At 38.1% G+C, this 21,925-nt stretch carries 17 protein-coding genes; all 17 read right to left on the reverse strand.

Annotated features, from left to right (window positions below; translation table 11 throughout):
• Window positions 1–102: 102 nt before the first annotated feature.
• On the reverse strand, window positions 103–315 hold the full coding sequence (locus tag G466_RS0103970) for a hypothetical protein (RefSeq protein WP_026812485.1): 213 nt from the start codon (window positions 313–315) through the stop codon (window positions 103–105).
• Window positions 316–352: 37 nt separating this feature from the next.
• Window positions 353–886 (reverse strand): DUF420 domain-containing protein, encoded by a 534-nt coding sequence (locus G466_RS0103975; protein ID WP_026812486.1) that lies wholly within the window; start codon window positions 884–886, stop codon window positions 353–355.
• Window position 887: 1 nt separating this feature from the next.
• Window positions 888–1,616, reverse strand: coding sequence for an SCO family protein (locus G466_RS0103980; RefSeq protein WP_026812487.1), 729 nt, complete (start codon window positions 1,614–1,616; stop codon window positions 888–890).
• The gene (locus tag G466_RS0103985; protein WP_026812488.1) at window positions 1,616–2,248 is read right to left on the reverse strand and encodes a thioredoxin domain-containing protein; all 633 of its coding nucleotides are present in this window, start codon (window positions 2,246–2,248) and stop codon (window positions 1,616–1,618) included. Before G466_RS0103985 ends, G466_RS0103980 begins: the two co-directional genes overlap by 1 nt.
• Before the next feature lie 118 nt (window positions 2,249–2,366).
• The gene (locus G466_RS0103995) at window positions 2,367–2,750 is read right to left on the reverse strand and encodes a cytochrome C oxidase subunit IV family protein (RefSeq protein ID WP_026812489.1); all 384 of its coding nucleotides are present in this window, start codon (window positions 2,748–2,750) and stop codon (window positions 2,367–2,369) included.
• Window positions 2,751–2,802: 52 nt separating this feature from the next.
• A complete protein-coding gene (locus G466_RS0104000) occupies window positions 2,803–3,780 on the reverse strand; it encodes a cytochrome c oxidase subunit 3 (protein WP_026812490.1) in 978 nt (325 codons plus the stop codon).
• A gap of 148 nt (window positions 3,781–3,928) precedes the next feature.
• Window positions 3,929–4,510, reverse strand: a complete 582-nt coding sequence (locus tag G466_RS0104010; RefSeq protein WP_026812491.1) for a cytochrome c oxidase subunit 3 — start codon at window positions 4,508–4,510, stop codon at window positions 3,929–3,931.
• A gap of 5 nt (window positions 4,511–4,515) precedes the next feature.
• Entirely contained in the window at window positions 4,516–5,415 is a 900-nt protein-coding gene (gene cyoE, locus G466_RS0104015; RefSeq protein WP_026812492.1) for a heme o synthase, read from the reverse strand.
• Between the two features lie 217 nt (window positions 5,416–5,632).
• Window positions 5,633–6,337: an energy transducer TonB gene (locus tag G466_RS0104020; protein ID WP_026812493.1), complete on the reverse strand. Its 705-nt coding sequence runs from the start codon at window positions 6,335–6,337 to the stop codon at window positions 5,633–5,635.
• A 236-nt stretch (window positions 6,338–6,573) separates the two neighbouring features.
• Window positions 6,574–6,933, reverse strand: a complete 360-nt coding sequence (locus G466_RS21410; RefSeq protein WP_034234590.1) for a VanZ family protein — start codon at window positions 6,931–6,933, stop codon at window positions 6,574–6,576.
• 37 nt (window positions 6,934–6,970) lie between these two features.
• Entirely contained in the window at window positions 6,971–7,351 is a 381-nt protein-coding gene (gene gcvH / locus G466_RS0104030; RefSeq protein ID WP_026812494.1) for a glycine cleavage system protein GcvH, read from the reverse strand.
• Window positions 7,352–7,484: 133 nt separating this feature from the next.
• Window positions 7,485–14,663: a T9SS outer membrane translocon Sov/SprA gene (sov, locus tag G466_RS0104035; protein WP_026812495.1), complete on the reverse strand. Its 7,179-nt coding sequence runs from the start codon at window positions 14,661–14,663 to the stop codon at window positions 7,485–7,487.
• Window positions 14,664–14,668: 5 nt separating this feature from the next.
• The gene (gene ruvA / locus G466_RS0104040; protein ID WP_026812496.1) at window positions 14,669–15,250 is read right to left on the reverse strand and encodes a Holliday junction branch migration protein RuvA; all 582 of its coding nucleotides are present in this window, start codon (window positions 15,248–15,250) and stop codon (window positions 14,669–14,671) included.
• Window positions 15,251–15,392: 142 nt separating this feature from the next.
• Entirely contained in the window at window positions 15,393–17,690 is a 2,298-nt protein-coding gene (locus G466_RS0104045; protein WP_026812497.1) for an NADP-dependent malic enzyme, read from the reverse strand.
• A 252-nt stretch (window positions 17,691–17,942) separates the two neighbouring features.
• Window positions 17,943–18,866 carry a tRNA epoxyqueuosine(34) reductase QueG gene (gene queG, locus G466_RS0104050; RefSeq protein WP_026812498.1) on the reverse strand — a complete coding sequence of 308 codons (924 nt, stop codon included), beginning with the start codon at window positions 18,864–18,866 and terminating at the stop codon, window positions 17,943–17,945.
• A 144-nt stretch (window positions 18,867–19,010) separates the two neighbouring features.
• Complete coding sequence (locus G466_RS0104055) at window positions 19,011–19,517, reverse strand: hypothetical protein (protein WP_026812499.1); 507 nt, start codon at window positions 19,515–19,517, stop codon at window positions 19,011–19,013.
• Between the two features lie 213 nt (window positions 19,518–19,730).
• On the reverse strand, window positions 19,731–21,683 hold the full coding sequence (locus G466_RS0104060) for a helix-turn-helix domain-containing protein (protein WP_026812500.1): 1,953 nt from the start codon (window positions 21,681–21,683) through the stop codon (window positions 19,731–19,733).
• Between the last annotated feature and the right edge of the window lie 242 nt (window positions 21,684–21,925).

Genomic DNA, 21,925 nt, shown 5'->3' on the forward strand with positions numbered 1-21,925 from the left:
AATTGAAGAAGACTATAGAAGGCGTTCACTATTACAATAGTTAAAAGTTTGGAACGCTTTAACCCGTAAGATTATTTAAAAAAAGATGGTAAGTAGGAAAATCTAAGATTTCATTTTCCTATAGACAAAGAAGAATAGGCCACCAACCAATAAATAAGGAACGGCCATTAGATATACAATCCCATTATTAATTCCTTCGGCAACTGCATTATCGCCGCCAGTTTCCAATACCGCCCTACACATTGCACATTGCGCAACTGCAGACTGCGGAAATATCATTATAACGAATAATAGGGAAAGCACTAGATTTCTCATCTTAGTACCACCAAATTTATTAAAGAGTACATTAACTTTAGTTTCCATAATAAGGAGATATCATTAAATAAACCACCACACCGCTTACTGCTACATATAGCCAAATAGGAAAAGTAAACTTAGCAAGTCTTCTATGAGCTTCAAATTGCTGTAAATAAGCCTTAGCAAAGGTACGCAACACCATTGGCACAATTACTATGGACAAAATAATATGTGTTATTAAAATAAAGTAATACACGTACTTTATAGGCCCCTCGCCACCAAATGTAGTAGAGTCTGACGTCATATGATAAGCCACATACATGACTAAAAAAGCCAGAGATAGTGCAATGCAGCCAGTCATTATTTTTTTATGAAGCTCTAGCTTACCTTGTTTCACCGCAATCACTGCAACAACCAGTAATATCGCCGTAAGTCCGTTTACAGAGGCATATATAGGCGGCAAGAAGCGCAAGGGCTCTACGTTGGGCAATTTAACACCAAATAGGAGGGCTACCACCAGCGGAATCACCACAGACACCACATTAATAAGTTTATTAAACTTCTTTTCTTTAGCTAAATCTACCTTCATGCTACTCTTCCAATAATTTTCTTATATCACGTTTAAGTATCGAAATCTGCTCTTCTTCGCCATGGTCGTTTACCTTTTCGGATTCTGTTATTGCCCCTCTATAATAGATAATGGGATTGCCAAATTTATCTGTTCGCGAACGAATAAATCCATTTTTATCGATTAGAGCAAATAAGCCAGCATGTTCAAATCCGCCAGCGGCTTCAGGCATTTGGGCTGCAAAAATACTAAACCCCGTATTGGCAAGTTCATAAATATCCTTCATATCGCCGGTCAAAAAATGCCAATCCATATTGGTAACCCCATAATCCTCTGCATACGCCTTCAGTACAGAAGGAGTATCATTTTCTGGGTCAATGGTAAATGAAGCCACTCCAAAGTCGTCAAACTCCTTAAATTCATCTTGCAGCTCTACCAAGTTCCTGTTCATAATAGGACAGATAGTTGGACAAGAGGTGAAGAAAAATTCTACGATATATACTTTCCCATCAAAATCCCTATTGGTAATCATAAGACTATCCTGGTTCACAAAGGCAAAGGAAGGTACTTTTCGCTTTTTCCCGTTCATTTCCACAAAGGCTAGTCTTTCATTATCACCTTTAAGGTTCATTCTATCATTTTGAACCACGGTCCCCTCTTGAAGGCGATCTATAATTCTAGGAATAAAAATAATTCCGAAAACCAAAACTACCAAGGAGACCCAGACGTAGGTGTATTTATTTTTTTGCATTATATCTCTCTATCGGCTTTATATTTCTTTAGGGCCATACGGTATTCGGCCAAAACGATTTTAATATCATCGATCATCTTATTATTAAGCTCAGCTACCTCCAAGGCATTAAACCCATATTTAACCCCTTCATCCTCATCATCGTCTCTTCCCCTTAGCGTTCTTTCCTTATCTATTATAAACACATGGGGAGTTCCAAGATCATCTCCTAAGACAATATTGGTACCTAAACTATTAAACTGATCTCTTATATCTTGTTCTTCCCCAAAAACAAAGTGCCATTTTGAAACATCAGCCAATTGCCCCAGCTCCAACTTAAGGGATTCCACAGCTGTCTCTGTGCCTTTTGGCATAACCATCACAAACTGAAAATCTTGAAATTCATAAAATCTTTTATATATTTTCTGATTCAAGTTAAAAGCCTGTGCTTGCTGATATTGGATATTTTTCCCTAAGAAACCTAAAACAGTTATCTTGCCCTGAAGCGATACATCCTCTTGATTAAATCCTATTTCCGAGACGTTTTCTGTCAGTTTGGACAACTTTCCAAAGTTAGTGACCCCTGAAGCGAAAAACAGATAAATTACAATTGGAAGGACAAACAAGACAACAAGGACAAATGTTTTTTTCATCTGTTAAAAATTACAAGGACCATAAAGCAAAAAGAGGCAATAAGCCTCCTCCCAATATGGCCTGTACAAAAATAAAAAAGACGGTCGTTAAACCGTCTTTTAAGTTGTTAATTATTCGTTAGAAGTTCCAGGCTATAAAACTATCCTTCAAAATGTTGTAGATATAATCTGCCTCGAACAACATTATGAAGATGATGTAAGAGATCAAAAATACAGGAGTCCAAACGATAATTCTCCTTAGAGATGTTTTTTCATCCCGTAAGTGCATAAAGTCCCATGCAATATAATAGGCTTTCACCAAGGTTAAGATGATAAAGATCCAGTTTAGCAATTTCATCCCAAGGAAATGGGAATGCACCAAACTAGAAGGCTTTATAATTCCTAAAACCACTTCAACCGCTGTGATAAGGCTAAGCAATATAAGTACTCCCCATATTTTTTGAATATTGGACTTAAATTTCCAACGTCCCCTAAAGATTGCAAGCTTGTGTTCTTGTGCCATTTTAAATATATTTTTTACGTCTTATGACAGATAATAAGATTTCGTTAATTAATTACACCAAGTAGAAGAAGGTAAATACGAATACCCATACCAAATCCACAAAGTGCCAGTAGAGTCCAACTTTTTCTACCATTTCATAATGACCACGCTTTTCGTAGGTTCCTAGCAGGACATTAAAGAATACAATAATATTCAACATAATCCCCATACTAACGTGAAAACCGTGGAAACCGGTAATAAAGAAAAACAGATCAGCAAACAGCCTATTCCCATATTCGTTGTGTATTAGGTTTGCACCTTCTACCACCATTACTGCTTCATCTAATTTCTTAAGACTATCTTCCCTAGAGAGCACTGTTTTTTCTCCTTTTTCTGTTAATTGCTCAACACGAACAACAACATTAGGATCTGCTTTTGCACCTTCTATCACTTCATTCAGAGAATAGCTTGGAAGTGCTTTTTCTTCGTAATACCAAATTCCATTTTTACGTTCGTGATCTACTCGCTCCCCTGGAATAGCTTTAGCAAAGTCTTTAAGCGCCAATCTCTCTCCAGAATCAGCAGCCTGAAACTGAATAATACGACCACCCTTGGTCTCTAAAGCACCATAATCCCCTTTAATAAAGGTTGCCCACTCCCAAGCTTGCGAACCAATAAATACAAGTCCACCAAGAACGGTTAAGAACATATACCAGGTTGTTTTCTTCTTATCCATACGATGTCCCGCATCCACTGCCAACACCATTGTTACGGAAGAAATAATGAGGACAAAAGTCATAAAAGCTACATAATACATAGGATAGCTCCCATGAAAAAATGGAACGTGGGTAAATACCTCATCTGCAATAATCCAAGAATCAGCAAACTTAAACCTTGCAAAACCGTATGCCACCAGAAAACCCGCAAAGGTTAATGAATCAGAAACAATAAAGAACCAAATCATCATTTTGCCATAACTGGCACCTAATGGTTTGTTATTCCCTCCGCCCCAAACGTTCTCCTCTGCAACCGTAGTAACCGTAGAATCCATATAAAAGTTATCGTGTTAATAAAATTTTCACAAATTTACATTTTTTTCGGCTAAACCAAATTTTTGCCATTCAAAAATGGTTAAAAAAATACATTCTAAATAAGGGCTCATCCAATATAGCCTATCAAACTAAAAATAAAGCAAATACCTACTTAACGAAATACATAAATAGAATCAAATATACCCAAAGAATATCTAGAAAATGCCAAAAAGTTGCTCCTAATTCCAATCCCAGCATATTCTCTGAAGAGTATTTTTTCTTAAAATGATTAACGACCACCACCAAAAGACTAATAATACCCGCCACCACATGCACAACGTGCACTGCTGCGATCAAAAACACATAAGACATTTTTATACTACTGGTAGGTCCTGTGAAATAATACCCTTGAGCATTCATTTGAGAAAAACCATTGAATTGAAATACTATAAAGGCAATCCCAAGTCCCAAGGTAAGCAATAGCCAATTGCCGCATTGCTTATGATTATCCTTTGCTATTGCCCTTTTAGCCAACCAATAGGTAAAGCTACTTAAAATAATCACTATAGTACTAAACAAAAATGCTGAAGGAAGCGCAATATCATCTAACCAATCCTCTCTGGAACTACTAACAATGTAGGCGCTAGTCCAGCCTGCAAACCCCATTATAAGGCTTACAATCCCAAACCAAAGCATCATCTTTTTAGCCCTCTCGTTCTTTACTTTTTTAGTCCCTTGAGTTAAGTCCATCTGTATTAAATAAATTTATCGATTACATATACCACCTGCATTAAAGTGATATAACTAACACTGGCCAGCATTAATTTGCGCGCCGATGCATTGTCCCTTTTTTCATATAAACGAAATGCAAAAAAGAGCATACCTAGGCCCATTAGGAAAATGATGATAGCAGCAACAACAGACAACGTTAACCTTCCTGTAAATCCAAATACAGGTATAATGGAGATCACAATCATCCAAAGGGTATACATAATAATCTGCAAGGCAGTACCTCTATCTTTTTTCCCAGTTGGCAACATTTTAAAACCACCTCTTTTATAATCATCGTCCAACATCCATCCCAACGCCCAAAAATGTGGAAATTGCCAAAAAAATTGGATCATAAACAAGGTGCCCGGCTCTATTCCAAAATTATCTGTGGCCGCAACCCATCCTAACATAAAGGGTATTGCACCAGGAAAAGCCCCCACAAATACGGACAAAGGTGTTTTTGTCTTTAACGGAGTATATACACTGGTATAAAGAAATATGGAAATTGCGCCAAACATGGCGGTTTTAGGATTCAAAAAATAAAGGGTAACAATCCCAAGAATAGTAAGCGTAATTGCTATGGTCATTGCCGTGACAACAGACATCCTGCCAGCTGGGATAGGCCTATTCATGGTCCGCTTCATTAAAGCATCTAGGTCTCTTTCGATTACCTGATTAAATGCATTGGAAGCACCCACCATGCAGTATCCACCAAACGCTAACAACAAAACGGACATATAATTTACCTCAACGGCACCTAACAAATATCCAGCAATGGAAGAAAAGACCACACTAACAGCAAGTCTTACCTTTGTAATCTCTTTAAAATCAGAAAAATACATTGCGAATGAATCGCTTTTCACTGAACCAACTGCCGTTTTCATCCCCTTTTTTTAATAAGAGCGCAAAGATACATTGCCTTACATATTTTTGCAACCAATTGATGATGTTTATTATTACCGGGAAGACTATTTAACAAAAAGCATTGCACTAAAATGCAATCAGTGATTTACTATCAGCGAAAAGATTGGGGTTGATGGTTGACAGAAACAAAAAATCCCGGACCTAAGCCCGGGATCATAAATATATTCTTACTTTCTACTATTGCAACTTAAAGGTGATCGGAATACTAAATGGTACACGAACCGCTCTACCTCTTTGCTTACCTGGAGTCATCTTAGGCAACTTTTCAATAATACGTGCTGCTTCTGCTTCAAGATTCTTATCTGGACCCCTCATCCTAACATTTCCAATACTTCCGTCCTTTTGAATAACGAACATTATATTCACTCTACCTTGAACACCCATTTCTTGAGCAATTTCGGGGTAACGGAAGTTTTTACTAATATGCTTTTGCATCATTTCGTTAAAACATGCTCTCTTATCCTTTTCGTTTTCACAACCTGGAAAAATTGGCACATCTTCAATAACCGCGAAAGGAATATCTAGATCTTCTTCTACTTCTTCTACTTCCACATCTGCAACTTCTATCACCTCTTCCTCCTGGCTAGTTTCGGTAGATTCAATAACTGTTTCCTCTACCTCTTCCTCATCCTCTACAATTTCAATTATTTCGGGTGCTGCTGGTGGCGGTGGTGGCGGTGGAGTTTTTATTTGTTCAGTCATAGGAACTTCTTCATCCAAAGTATCCTCCACATTCATAGTATAGTCAAAATTGTTATCGTCATCATAGGTCTTCCATTCAAAAGCCACCCATGTTAACGCTAACACCGCAACCAAACCAATAACGAAATAAAGTCCGCTATTTCTTGTTAAATCCGCCTTAGGATTCTTTTTAAGTTCCATAGTTTATAAGTTTAATGTTCGCTAATTTATATATTTATTTCATCTGTTTAAAATTTTTTCCAAAAAATAGGAGAAAAAATTTCAAATACCCTCTCGGGAGCACCAAGTTTACCTTTTAACAACCTTCTAACATTTATAAAAGTAGGATGAGCTTTATATTTATACTATTACATCTTCCATAACTGTCAAGGCATCCTTAGCTTTTCAGAAACCGTTGACAAGATATTGAAAAAAAACTAATTTCTCCACTTCAAGGGGGTATTCCCCGAAAAAAACCACTTCACTACCAACCCGGCCAACAAAGCTCCAGCACTATTAGCCAAAACATCCAAAATATCCCCCTGGCGATAGGAAGTAAACCACGCTTGTAACACTTCAATAATTATGCCATAAGTGATGGCGAATCCTACTACCCAAAATATTGTTTTACGGAGGGAAAATCTGCCTTTTGTTCTTTCCCATACACACATAGTTCCTAAAATTGTTGCACCAAAATAAAAGGAGAAGTGAACAAACTTGTCAAAATGTGGGATTTTAATATTGGGAAGCGCATTATTCCCACTAAAAGAAAATAAGCTGAGTAGTGTTACTAACACTATCCAGCTTATAAATGCAGTAGTAAAAAGGTATTTTCTATGCACCCACTAACTCTTTGTAATCAGCGTCTGCCATTAGAGCTTCTATCTCAGAAGCGTCACTGATCTTTATCTTAATAATCCAACCTTCCCCATAAGGATCACTGTTCACCTTTTCTGGCTCATCCTCCAAAGACTCATTAAAAGCAATAATCTCTCCACTTAAAGGTAGAAATAGATCAGAAACAGTTTTCACTGCTTCTACGGATCCAAAAACCTCGTCTTTATCTAGGGTCTCATCCAAGGTCTCCACCTCAACATATACGATATCGCCAAGTTCTCCTTGTGCGAAATCAGTAATTCCTACTGTAGCAATATCACCATCTACTTTTACCCACTCGTGGTCTTTGGTGTATTTTAAATCTGAAGGTATATTCATTGTTTCTATTTATTAAAAAAACAAATGTAAAAGATTATCCGTAGCAAATCAATATTACGCATTTAAACTTTTCGAATATTCTGAGTAAATATATGGAAAGCAATTATTCCACCCCTAGTATTAATACGAAAGCTTAATTTCCGAAATTATATACCAAGGTAAACCCGGTATTGATAGAGGTTTGGGGGAAGGCGGTAGAAACGGCAAATTTAGAAAAGGAATGGTCGTAAAAGAAGAGTGCATTTAAACTTTTGCTTAACGCATAATCTGCCCTAAATTTTAACGACATAATATTTTTACCAGAGGTTATCTGATTATTATCTATATCTAAATTCCTTATTATAGTAACATCGTCCCTAAGGGTTACATCTGCCTTAAGATTTAAGTCACCCTTTAACCGCTGCTGATCGCCACCAATGTTGGTTACAAATTTTACATCTTTAAATCTATATCCCAAACCTACGGTATACTCCTTCCCATTGATTTCTGTCATTAAATTATTATCAAAACTTAAGGACAAGGCCCTATCCGTTCTAATTTCAGCTAAGACACTCATGGAATTCCGCATTTCAAAATCGACTTTTACCAAAGGATTAAACTGATCGGTTAACACTACGTTATTCATTATAGTCTCTGGCAGAAAATCCTGATTTTCCATGTTTACTGGCTCAAGACCTTCATTTACCATCTGGGTACGCTCCAAGTTGGTCTGAAAAGAGTTGATGCTATAAGCAGAACGATACCCATGGGTTAAAGAAAAACGATTAAACTTCTCCTTAAACCAGGCATTTCGCATAAGGCCAGTATATTTAATGTTCCAGTTAGGAATTGGAATATTCCTTAAAGCACCTAGATTCACCTTGTCCGCATCTTGCCCAGTATAGGCCGCAAAAAATGCTGGCAGCAGTACATCTTGACTAGTTTTCCCATATCGCTCAGGGAATCCATCACCGTCCACTACGCCTGTATCCTGATTTCGCTCTTCCACAATTCTATTTGCCACTGTAAGGCGGTTTTGCTTAAAAGTGTCAAAATTAGTGGACCCAAACTCGTTGCTCTTATTGAACACCGTGCTGATCATCATGGTAGAAATACTGAAATTTCCAAAATTGTTTCCTAGGAGATTTACGTATTCAAAGGCATTGTTCCCTAAATCTGCAACATTAAAACTTTCTTTATAGCTTTCTGAGAATTGTCTATCGGCCACCAAATCAATAGTAAGATCCCGCGTTGGCTGTGCCGTTGCTGTTATATTCAATTGCCTATTGGTGTTTTCCATGTATTGTTGACTAAACTCTGGAAAGGTAGTTAACCAACCATTCTTAGCCGCCTCGAAACGCACATCTGCCTGACTACCGAATACGAAACCTATGGTTGGTTTTACCGTACCAATAAACCCGACCGATTTAGTATAACCTGGAAGTACTTTTCCATTATTCTCACTATAAGTTACATTAACCCTTTTTACCATGGTAAGCACATCTATAAGAGCATTATACCCAGCATCCGACGATTGTTCAACATCATTATTCTCATTGTTTTGGGCATTGGCAGCCCTAGCCAAAGCAGTCTGCCCCCTAACAGGTGTCCTAGCATTTCTTCTTCCCAATCCGATGGCATCATAGAACTTCTGCATACTAAGTGAGGTAGTCAAGTTATGCGTATTGGCATTTTGCACCGTATTCACATCCTCTCCTGCCACCTCACGGATAGCATCTCCACCACGTTGCCAGTCAAAATTACTGGTATAGGTATATTGGGCATTTATAAAATCGAGAAAAGGGATTTTATCAAACGGGAGTTCATAGTTCAATTGTAATTCTTGTGAGTGTCTATTGGGTTCGCCAATATCAAAGAATCCATCCCAAAGACCCAATGCAGGATCTATTCCGGAATCTGGGTTTCCATCATCAGCAAAATAGTTTCTTACAATATTGTTGTTAGAGGCGGTTAGGTTTAAACGTAAGGACTTCGTTAAACTATAATTGATAGCATACTGCCAATTAAAAAGATAATTTCGTTGTTGTAGAAAAGGCAGCTCTAGTTTTTCTACCCCCGGCTCAAATACATCTCTAAATTTCTGCTGATTAAACGCCCTGTTAAAATTGGATTGCAGCGAGACACTTGCTGGTAACACATTAATATTTAAATCTTTTAGCCATTTCCAATACCTACTCGTAAATAAGGAGTCCTTTTTCGCAAAAGGTTCAACTGAAAGGGGGTCAAAATTATGATTGTAAACAAAGCCTGTCACTACATTTTGATCGTGCAGTTCTGCAATTTCAAAGTCCCGGTGATTAACTTCATTATAAGAATAATTAAAGGTGAAATTCTCCACATCGTAAAAACGGGCCTGGGAATCTGCAGCCTTGTCCTTTCTAACTCCTATGAAATTGATGCTTGTTCGCTTGGTGTAATCTTCTCCCTGTTGCCTAACAGCTTCTGCATCCTCGGCAGTTTGTGCGGCGGCAATCCGATCATTTAGTTTTAAATCATCATATACTGGATCAAACTCGGGAGTAATCACCTGTTCCGAAATACCATAATTAAAAGGCAATTGAAGTCCCCATTGTTTTGGGAAAAGTTGACCAAAATTAACATTGGTGACCATATCATAGGAAATAGCATCCTCCCTAGCACGTTCATTGGGCATTTGATCTATAGAACCAAATCCGGAGGTACTCTTACTACCTGTCGCGGAAAGGGTAGCAAAATCTGCCATATTCATATCTACCGCTGCAATAGCTGCCCATCCTCCATTGTTATCCAATCCAGCCAGACGCAGCTCATTAAACCAAACCTCTCCTCTTGCTGGAAGATCATCATCGTTCTTTATCCCCACCATCATACTACGGATACTCCCTAAAGAAGGATTACCACGGATACCGATCCTAACTTTCCCTAATGTCCTAGGGTCAAATTCATTTACTTGTACTGCTACCCCATCTACTATCTCATAATAATTCACGGTATTAAGACTCTGAGAGGCAATTCCCGCCGATTTAACTTTTGAAAGATCATCTAAAGCCAAATCCAATTGGTTAACATTTGGCCATATTTCAGTAGCCGAAGTAGCTCCAAAAGAGGTGAATTGCAATGGCAATTCTATTTGGTAGTAATTCTGTGAGAAATCGGTTCCTATCCTTAAAAATCCGACCAAGGGATATTCATCATCAGCATAGTCCGATTCTACTTTCTCTTCTGCATGCATAAACATTTTTAATCGTTTATACTGTCGTATATCTACATTAATATTTTTAAAAACACCCCTAGAATCCTTTGGCTCCAAATTATCTACCTTAAAGGACATAGACTGTTCATTTTGCCTGATTATAGTGTTGTTATTATTTAAGCGTTCTCTCTCGACACCTGGAGGCAAAACATAGGGAATGGGACTTCTATTGGCATTCTCTTCAATATTAACGGCATTTACATCTACTAAAGTCCCATCGTCCGATGGATCAGAATCTACATCTGGCTGTAGGGATCTAGTGTAGGTTCGCCAATCGCCACGTACAAGATCTAAAGTAGCGAAACGTAAAATTACATCACTAGAGAATCCGGTAAGGAACATTCGCATAAAGCTAATGGACCTAAAGTCGCTAATCCCACCCTTAGCATCCGTAAAATCACTCAGAGGTATTTTGTATTGTATCCAACGTTCGTTTAAGTTATCGCCATTAGGCAACGTACGGGTAACTCCTTCCTTAACATCTGTTACATACTTGTCATTAATAGAAGTTCCGGGTTTAATTTTGATACGATATTCAAAATAGCTATTTACCGTATTCATGGTACCATCCCTATTTATATCCTCCACATCTGGTAAGGTAGTGGACCCCCTGCTCTTATTACTGACCGTCACTGGAGAATTCCCTTGAGGGTTATTATAATTTAAATAGCGTTGTGGGATACTCCCCTCCCTATCCAAAAAATATTCATAATTATCCAACGCCGGATCTTCTGGAGGGCCATTATAGGAAATGCCACCGGCAAAAACATAGGTCGCTTCCTCTTCATCGTCTAGGCCGTCAAAACCCACATCTTGTTTCTTTCTGTTATTCTCATCCGCATCAAAAGCGTATACCAAAGATTGGGTCGCAGGCACTTTTCCCCATACTGTTTTATAAGTAAGATCATTGGAATCGGGATTCACAGGCAATCCATTTTCGTATTGCTTTCTCCCATCTGGTAGAATATCCTCAGAGATATTTCCAAAGTTTATCACTAGATCCCCTGCACTGGAAGCAATTCCATCTACATAGGGGTCCAATACCCAAAACTGAAGATATTCCACATTAGACTGCTCAAAATTGGTACTGTTCAGCGATCGCATTATCCCTCCCCACTTATCTTCTGGACGTTCTACGTCAAAATTTGGACTTGCGTTATATGGTCCTTTCAATTGGGGATAATAGGCAAGATCCAGGGTGTTTTGCGCCAAGGTCTGCCCTTGCGGAACATCTTGGTTAAAAACATCTTGGATATATATTCGCCTAGTTTCGTTAGTAGAAATATCATCATCCCTTATAGCGGATGGTCTTTGGTTTGAGTAGAAAATAGGATCAATTGTATACCATGCCAATTTTGCTCTACCATATCCAGACTCCATGCTATTATCTTCTGCCAAAAACTCTACTGGCGGACTAGCCAATGACCAACCTAAGAAAGAACGAATATCAATTAAAGACTGGGCCCCTTCAAAATCGTCTAAATAAGTTGTAGTCTCTCCTTGAAAATTGGCATTCTTGGGAGAGCTGGGCTTTAAAAAAGCCACTTCCCCACGTACAGATAAATTAGAAGCAACGTCCGTATCAATATTTGGAAGTTTATTAACCAAACGCGTTAAGAAGGGAACCTCTGTAGAGAAGTTACTATTTAATCCGAAAATGGTATTGTTCACGGGCTCTACCCCATAATTGGATTTCTGTGTCAACGGTCTTTCGTTTAGGTTTAACAAGGTACCGCCTAACACAAAATTTTTATTAAACTGATGTTCCACATTAACCCCAGCAAAACGTCTTGTCTGCTGACCGAAAACAGCGTTGTTCTCTACAGAAATATTTATTGGGGTATTGGAAGCTTCCAAACTAGGGTCTAGAATTTGTACCGTACCAGCTTGATAATTTACCGTATAATCTATGCCTTCTTGTAATTGTCGGCCACCTGCAGTTACCCTTACAGATCCATGAGGCACGTTAAAGGCACCTATTGGAATACCACTTGCTCCTTGCGACTTATATCTTCCCTTTAGGATAAACTTATTTTTATCGGCATCTTGTTGTGCAGCGGCCGAAGGTAGCGCATACATATTTCTAAATACGTATTTCTTTTGGTTGGCATTATACCCTTGATCATTATCCACCTTATAGGTACCGCCTCCAAGCAGATCAAACAAAAATTCACCAAACGGCTCTACTTTTGTAAAGATGATGTTACCCGTTTGGGTGTCTATGGTTATTCCGGGAACAAAGTCAAAAAATCCATCTCCACCAGGTTGAATATCATTGTAATTATTTAACCGGTCTAGATTGAAAACATCTAGCAATATTCGCTCTTCCAGCGCCTTAGGCGTGGCAGGCCAACCACTTCCAGGGCCCGACTCTACAGGAGTAATATAATTCCTAGGTGTTGTTTCGTTATAAAGAATATTAAATTTAAAGTCATCCTGACTCAATTGATATGCACCAGTGGCATAAATATTTTTCATCATAAGGTCCCAGATAGGGTCTACCACATTGGTAATGTTACTTTTCAGCAACTTTAGGATCAGGGTGTTATTATTCACAGGGATTTCCGCCCCTGGGGACACTGTAGTAGCATCTAATCCACCATTGGCAAATTCACCTACCTGATATACTTCCCCGTTATAGGTATACTGAAAAGCCACCCCCAGCACTTCATCATTACTTAAACGTTGATTTAGGGAAATATATCCCAACTGCGCATTATAATTAAAATCCCTTCCCGGCTCTAGCTTTCTTGCATTTTCCAAAATAGCGTAATCAAAACCCTGATTTACCGAATATCCAGGAACAACAAATCCACTCTTTACGGTAGCAATGTCCCTAATATTACTATTTAATGCCCCACCATTCCCAATGAGTGCTGGATTATAATCGTTTGCAGCATTCCTTGGCAGATTGCCTGCAGCTGAAGGATTGAAAAAACCGGCAGGAGCACCATTATTTTGTCCGATCCTTGTTCTATCGTTTACTGCCTCCCCTAAATCCTGAATGGCCACTACATTCCTAATGTTTAAGGTCTGCTGACTTCTATTGGTTACCCAAACTTCTAATCTTGTTATTTGGACCTGACTACGGATATATGGATAATTTTCCAGGGCCTCATCATAATTATCCCTGAAATAATGTGCTAGAAAAAAGTGTTTATCGGCATCGTAATCTTGAGCTCTGAGCTCAAAATCATTAACTGCACCACCACCTTGCGCAACTACTGTATTACTTTGTGAACGTTGTTCGGAAAACACTCCGGTAACAGTGGTTTTTCCAAATTGTAGTTGGGTCTTTACCCCGAACAAACTCTGTGCCCCAGAAATTAAGGAGCTGTTTAGGGGCATACTCACATTCCCCACCTCGATCTTCTGAAGTATATCATCCTCAGAAGGGGTATAGTCCAACTTTACAAGATTTTGAAAATCAAAAGTGGCCTCTGTATCGTAATTAGCGGTCACCTGCAATCTTTCTCCGATCTTGCCCAACATACTTAGGCTAATCCGTTGATCAAAATCAAAGGATAGATTGGTACGGTTTCGTGGAGAAAGGGAGGGGTTGTCATTTTTCTGCCAAATTACACCCAGATCCATAGCTACGGAACCCTGAGGGATTACTTCAATAGTATTGCCCCCAAAAACACTTTCAAAAAAATTGTTGTTAACGTAAAAATTGGGAAGTAAATTTTTCCTTGCTGCTTCACTACCCTCCTTTTTTCCGGAATAGGCATCAATTTTCTCCTTGAAATAGGCCTTCATTCCTTCTCTACGGGCCAATTCCATATACTCCTCTGGAGTTAGAATAATGGGGTAACTAATATCAAAATCACCTACAGTTACCGAATAAATATAACGGTCCATTTGAGGATCATAGGTATATTTTGAAACGATGCTTTCGGGATTCTCCATTACCATCTTCCCCAAGGCAAACCCGGTCTTTACCGAGTCTATCTCTTGGGAAGTATTTTCTTCATCGTCTATATCTTGCGCCAAGACATTGAAGCCCGCTCCCAAAAAAAACACGAATAGAAAAAAACCCTTAAGTAAGGATGTAAGATTAAATTTAGCCCCCTTTTTCAAATTTGTTATAAATTTTTAAGCGCAAATTTTATGATATCTTCAACGCTTAGTCCGGAATCTTGTGCAATAGCCTTGTCCACCACTTTTTCAGCTTGCTTGCGAACAAATCCAAGAACCTCTAATGCTGATAACGCTTCATCTTTATTTGTATTGCTTGGTGGTACGGAAAGTTCATCAATATCATAAATTTTCAGAATCTTGTCTTTTAAGTCTAAAATAACCCTTTGCGATGTTTTGGCACCAATCCCCTTTACTCCTTGTATTGTCTTGGCATCTCCAACAGCAATGGCATCTCTGATCTGAGACGGACTTAAAGAAGACAACATAGTTCTGGCCGTAGCGGCGCCAATACCCGAAACAGTCAATAGCAATCTAAAAATCTCACGTTCCGATTTTTCCCAAAAACCAAACAAGCTATGAGAATCTTCCTTCACTTGCAGATGGGTATACACCTGAACATTTTCAGAATCCCCAATCTTGGAAAACGTATGTAGTGAAATATTAACAAAATAGCCTACTCCTCCACAATCTATAACGATATAGGTCGGATTTTTTTCTACTAATTTTCCTCGTAAATGGGTAATCATTGATCAGTTATTGGTTTAATATTAATTTTTAAACAAGATGCCATTATCAATAAGGCTCTTTAAAAAAATGTACCAAAAAGAGGCTGTTCCCTTTTAGATACATTTATTTTAGAATAGGAAGTTGCGATCAATCAAATTGAAATTATCTTTTGGCTCCCCTTGCAATTCTTCTTTTCTCCCTTTCTTGTGCGTCTATTACCGCTACTGCGGTCATATTCACCATCTCCTCTACACTTGCACCTAATTGCAGAATGTGTATAGACCGTCTTAGGCCAACCATAATTGGTCCTATGGAATCTGCCTGATTTAATTCTTTCAACAGTTTATACGTAATATTCGCCGATTCCAAATTAGGGAATATTAGCGTATTTACCTTTTTACCGGATATTTTGGAGAATGGAAATTTCTCTTGATGTAATTCCTTGTTCAAGGCAAAATCTGTTTGAATTTCTCCATCTACTTGTAGTTCTGGATATTTTTCGTGCAATATTTTTACAGCTTCCCTAACTTTTAAGGCATGTGGATGCGAAGAAGACCCAAAATTAGCATAGGACAACAAGGCCATAACGGGGGTAAAACCAAAAGTACTGGCCACATTAGCCGTCATCTTCGCAATTTCTGCAATTTCTTCGGCATTGGGATCTATATTAATAGAGGTATCTGCCAAGAACATAGGCCCTCTTTCGGTAATCATAATATTTACCGTGGATACCTTCTTCACATTTGCCGCCCTTCCTATCACTTCAAAAACCGGCTTTACTACAGTGGGATAGGCACGGGAATATCCAGAAATCATACCGTCTCCATCACCCTCCAGCACCATCATGGAACCGAAATAATTTCGCTCCCTCATTTTCCTTTTAGCGCCATAGAGGCTCACCCCACTACGTTTTCTATTTTCAAAAAATCTTTCAGCATAGCGATTTCTTTGTTCAGCGGTCTCATCGGACTGCGTATCAATAATTTCTATTTCAGCATCAAATTCAAGCTCCTTCATCAGTTCCTCAATCACCTTTCTATTCCCTAATAATATCGGGATCGCTATTCCATCATCATAAGCGATTTGGGCAGCTTTTAGAACATCTATATGGTCTGCTTCCGCAAAGACAATTTTCTTGGGATCCATTTTGGCGCGATCGTGCAGCAATCGGACCACTTTATTATCATTCCCTGAGCGTTGCCATAATTCTTCCCTATACTTGTCCCAATCTTCAATAGGCACCTTTGCTACCCCGCTATCCATAGCAGCTTTTGCCACTGCTGGCGGAATTTCCAAAATCAGTCTAGGATCAAAGGGTTTTGGAATTATGTAATCCCTACCAAATGTAAGTCGGGTTAAACCGTAGGTAATATTCACCTGCTCTGGCACCGTTTCTTCGGTGAGTTCGGCCAAGGCTTTTACTGCTGCCATTTTCATGGCTTCATTTATCTTTGTCGCCCTCACATCCAAAGCACCCCTAAATATAAATGGGAATCCTAGAACATTGTTTACTTGGTTGGGATGGTCAGATCTACCAGTAGCCATAATAATATCTTTCCTAGTATTTATGGCCAGGTTATAATCAATTTCCGGATTTGGATTAGACATGGCAAACACAATAGGATCCTTCGCCATGGATAATAGCATTTCCGGGCTAAGTATATCTGCTTTGGAGAGCCCAATAAACACTTCTGCATCTATCATAGCCTCTTCCAAAGTATCTATTTGTCTGTCTGTAGCAAATTCTAATTTTTCACCACTAAGGTCAGGTCTATCTCTACGGATAACCCCCTTACTATCTAACATAACTATATTTTCATCTCTTGCACCAAACGCTTTGTACAATCGGGTACATGAAACTGCAGCTGCTCCGGCACCACTCACTACAATACGCACCTCTTCCATCTTTTTGCCGGTGAGCTTTAGCGCATTTAGCAAGGCCGCTGCAGAGATAATTGCGGTTCCGTGCTGATCGTCATGCATTACGGGAATATCCAATTCTTCTTTTAGCCGTCTCTCTATTTCGAATGCTTCTGGGGCTTTAATATCCTCTAAGTTTATTCCACCAAAGGTTGGTGATATAATTTTCACTGTTTCTATAAATTTCTCTACATCCGTAGTATCCATTTCAATATCGATACTATCTATATCCGCGAAAATTTTGAACAATAGGCTCTTCCCTTCCATTACGGGCTTGGAAGCCTCAGGGCCAATATCACCTAGGCCCAATACGGCAGTTCCGTTAGATATTACCGCTACAAGGTTTCCCTTAGCGGTATACTTATATACATTGTCCTTGTCTTTTGCAATTTCCAAACAGGGTTCCGCAACCCCGGGAGAATATGCGAGACCTAGATCACGCTGTGTAGAATAGGGCTTTGTAGGGACTATTTTAATTTTTCCTGGTTGGGGTTTTGCATGATAAACTAAAGCTTCACGCCTGGTCCTTTGCTTACTCATAAGGTTTTGTTTTGAAAAACAAAGTTAACAGTATTCTTTAAACTATAAAGATTAAAAAATGATAAGCTATCGGATCCGTGTACTAATTTAAGAAAGAAGCATGGTAAGCAGTATTGAATTTATATATGCCCAAGCTTATACAAGAAGCAATTCGTGCCCCCTAAATTTATAGTGATCCAAACTGATGTTAGCTTAAGTTCTGTTCTCGGGCCTCACCGCGGGAGGGACACACTACGCTATACTTTTCTTATTTTACTTCTTAAGAAAGTCAATATTCCTGGTAAGTCCAGAAAATTTGGTTCGTTTTACGGCAGACTTTTGGAATACTTTTCTAAAAACCTCCTCTGTAATTTCTTCCCAATCCTTTTTTGTCATGGAGAGCAATTCCGGTTTAGGGTCAAATAAAGGTTCTTGATGGGGTTTGGAGAAGCGGTTCCACGGGCATACGTCTTGGCATACATCACAACCAAACATCCAATCATCAAATTTTCCATGAAATTCTGCTGGAAGCTCATTTTTTAATTCGATGGTAAAATAGGAAATACATTTACTACCGTCCACCACATATGGGGCTACAATAGCCTTGGTTGGACAGGCATCCAAACAAGCAGTACAGGTACCGCAGTGATCTGTAACCCGGGAATCGTACTCCAGTTCCAGATCTATAATCAATTCGGCAATAAAATAAAACGAACCCACTTGTTGGGTCAATAAATTACTGTGCTTTCCAATCCACCCTAGGCCGCTTTTAGCTGCCCAGGCTTTATCCAATACTGGAGCGGAATCTACAAAAGCCCTTCCGTTAACCTCGCCTATTTCTTCAGAAATAAATTCTTGCAGCTGCTTGAGTTTCGTTTTTATTACATAGTGATAATCCTGCCCATAAGCGTATTTGGAAATCTTATAAGTACCATCCAACTGTTTTTCCTCAGGGTAATAATTGAGCAATAAAGAGATGACAGATTTTGACCCTTCAACTAGTTTAGTAGGATCTAAACGTTTGTCAAAATTATTTTCCATATACTGCATTTCCCCATTCATATTGTTTCGAAGCCATTTTTCCAATCTAGGAGCTTCCTCCTCCAGAAATTCAGCTTTAGAAATTCCGCAGGACAAAAAACCGAGGCGTTTTGCTTCGGTTTTTATAAGTTCGGTATTCTTTTGATGGGCAGACATAGTACTATCGCTTTTCTATCCCCACTATATATAACTTTTTAAAAGCGGGAAAAAAGATTGGGTTGCTAAGGTACAATTCTCATTTGAAATTCTATATTACCACCCCACACTTCTTATTAAAACAAAGGTCTTCTAATTATATTTCTACAGGGATAATTTTAACTTTTTACGAATATCGTTCTTGGCCAAACTTACCTTATAAAACTTTTTCACGCCTTTACGTTTTGCATAATTCACAATATACTTGGTTTCGTATGGCACCCACCCTGAGTGATTTCGATAAATTTCGGACATCATTTTAGATGGCATCCTTACATTTTTATAAAATTCGAAAGCATACAAAATATTCCCTTCGTGATCAAAAGTAGCAACTATCCTTCCTTTCTTATCAATAAATCTTACAACGTAGGAATGTAATCCCCCATCATAAAAATCAGATTTCCTAACATCGTATCTAGCAACCTCCTCTTCTAGAACTTGAATACGAACAGGCGTAAACTCGTCCCTAACCTCATCTAGATATACAGAATTTATAATAGGCGACACTGTAACTCCAGTTAGCTCTACTTCTTTCACCTCTTCACCTATTTCTTGGGAGAACCCTAGGCTGGCAAGTCCTAGAAACATAATGCCTACAATTAGCTTTTTCATGATGCTATAATTTTATGGATTTATACTTAAGGAAGATGCTTTAAAATACCGCAGGGTACATAGCAACAATGTTGTAATTTCATTCAATTATATTTTAAAGACTTAAGAACATAATTGAAAGCTAACAAACCCGGTATCAAATAAGAAAAAGTAATTTTTAATGAGCGTTGATGTGATGAAAACGACGCTCTTAATGGACATTATATCCTAAAGTTAATAGATTGAATTTTGAGGACCATAAGTAGCACTTAAATTCATTTTCTTTAGTAGCGCTAAAAATCTGGGTTCAGTGTGGAGATTTCTAAAATAGATATTATGTTTTATTCTGATAATATGTGGAATCCTTAGTTCTAAACTATTCTCTAATAGCTCTAGCGCCTTATCTTTTTCTCCTAAAAATGAATACTTCTGAGCCATAAAAAAGGGAACGTTTACTTCATTTAGGGTTTCATCAAAGTCTATGAGCCATTTAAAGATTTCATCTATCCCATTTTCCTTATACAATTTTGCAATCACCGGACTGTATTGACTTGTTTTAGGATCTAACTCCAGAATACATTGCAAATCCTTATTAGCTAAGTCATAATTTCCCTGAACCATATGTAAATCAAAATTAATCCAATAAGCCGTTATATAACCTTTATTAATTTCTAATGCTTTATTAGTATCCTCACTAGCCTCGGCATAATTCCCCATTTGCACTTTATAAATAGCACTGAAGCTATATACATAATAACACAAAGGGTTTAGCAATTGCGCATGAGAAAGCTGCTCCATAGCTTCTTCAAAACGTTCGGTAACAAATAAAATTCGAGCATATTGCATTCTAGTAAGGTAGTTCCCTGGGTCTAAGCCTATAGCTATCACTAACTCTTTCTCAGCTTCCTTCCAATTATAATTAAACACCCCCTCCAAAGAACCTAAAATACTGTGAGGTTCTGCCAGACCTTCATCTAAAGCGGTCGCAATAAGGGCTAACTGCCTTATATTATTTAGTTTATCTAGAATGGTCCCTTCCGAAAGCCCAGTAAAAAGATGCATAAAATGTAAATCCGCCAAACCCGAATACGCTAAAGCAAATTCTGGGTCTTTATCGATCGCTTCTTGGTAATACTTGTTGCTGTTTTCAAAACTATGTTCCCCTCCATGATCCTTAAAATATTTTCCTTTGAGATATAGGCTATAGGCTTCCAGATCATCGGTAGGCATACGCTCCACTTGTTTTAACTCCTCCAAAGAAAGGTTAGCATTTAATTTTTTTGCTATTTGCTCAGAAATCTCTGTTTGCATTGCAAAAATATCTTTAAGACTTCTATCATAAGTTTCGGACCAAATTTGATGATCCTTTTTGGCTTCTATTAGCCTAACTATAATCCGAATCTTGTCTTCATACTGCTGCACACTTGCTTCTAAAAGGTAAGAAACCCCTAGGTCTTCAGCAATCTCAGAAGCCGTTTTAACGGTTTCCCTGTATTGCTCCATACTAGTACTGGAAATCACTTTAATTCCGGACATTTTATTCAAATTACTTTGAATAGACGCCATAATGCCATCGGCATAATATTGATTCTCTATTTCTTCACTGAGATTTTTAAAAGGGATAATAGCGATGGTCTTGGCCTCTTCCTTTATTGTACCATTTAATAAATTATTTCGATTACTATTAAGATGGTAGAAAAAAAATAAGATTCCAATTGCCACTACAGTTAAGATGCTAATAATCGTAAGCCGAAATCTATACACATTGGAACCTATAAAAGCTGCCCAAGGTTTAATGGCTGTAGTTGCCCCTTCTTCTAAATCCTTCTCTTGTAGACTAATGAAGCTTTTATCTTTAACCTTCCCTGGGGAATACCCGAAATAATCATTAAAACAGGTGTTAAAGTAAGTAGGACTTGCAAAACCCACCTTATAAGCAACTTCGGCTACTGTATAAATGTTTGATTTTAATAATTTGAGAGCTTTTTGCAGTCTATATTCTCTAATAAACTGACTTGCAGATTCCCCCTTAATAGCATGTAGTTTTCTGTGTAGTTGGGAGCGACTTAAACCAATTGAGCTGGCTAATTCTCGCACACCAAAATTTTCATTCTCCAAATTAGCCGAAAGAATATCAGTTAGCTTAGCAATAAACCCATCGTCCTGCGAATGTGATAAAGTCGTCATAACCAAAATTTTCTTTCACTTATGGTTTCTAATTTTGTGAACAGTTTTTATTATCCCCTTATTTTAAGGATAAGTTTTTAGTACTTCTACATTTGAGAAATACCACCTGCAGTCACTGTACTGGAAAACACAAATACAATTATGGTTGACTTACTTAAATTTAATCTTTTTCTATTGAAAAGGATGTTACAAATCGTTCAAATAATAATAAAAGTAATTCAAAACAAATACCTCTTATTTAA

It is taken from the genome of Arenibacter certesii DSM 19833, from assembly GCF_000429545.1.
GTDB classification, from domain to species: Bacteria; Bacteroidota; Bacteroidia; order Flavobacteriales; family Flavobacteriaceae; genus Arenibacter; species Arenibacter certesii.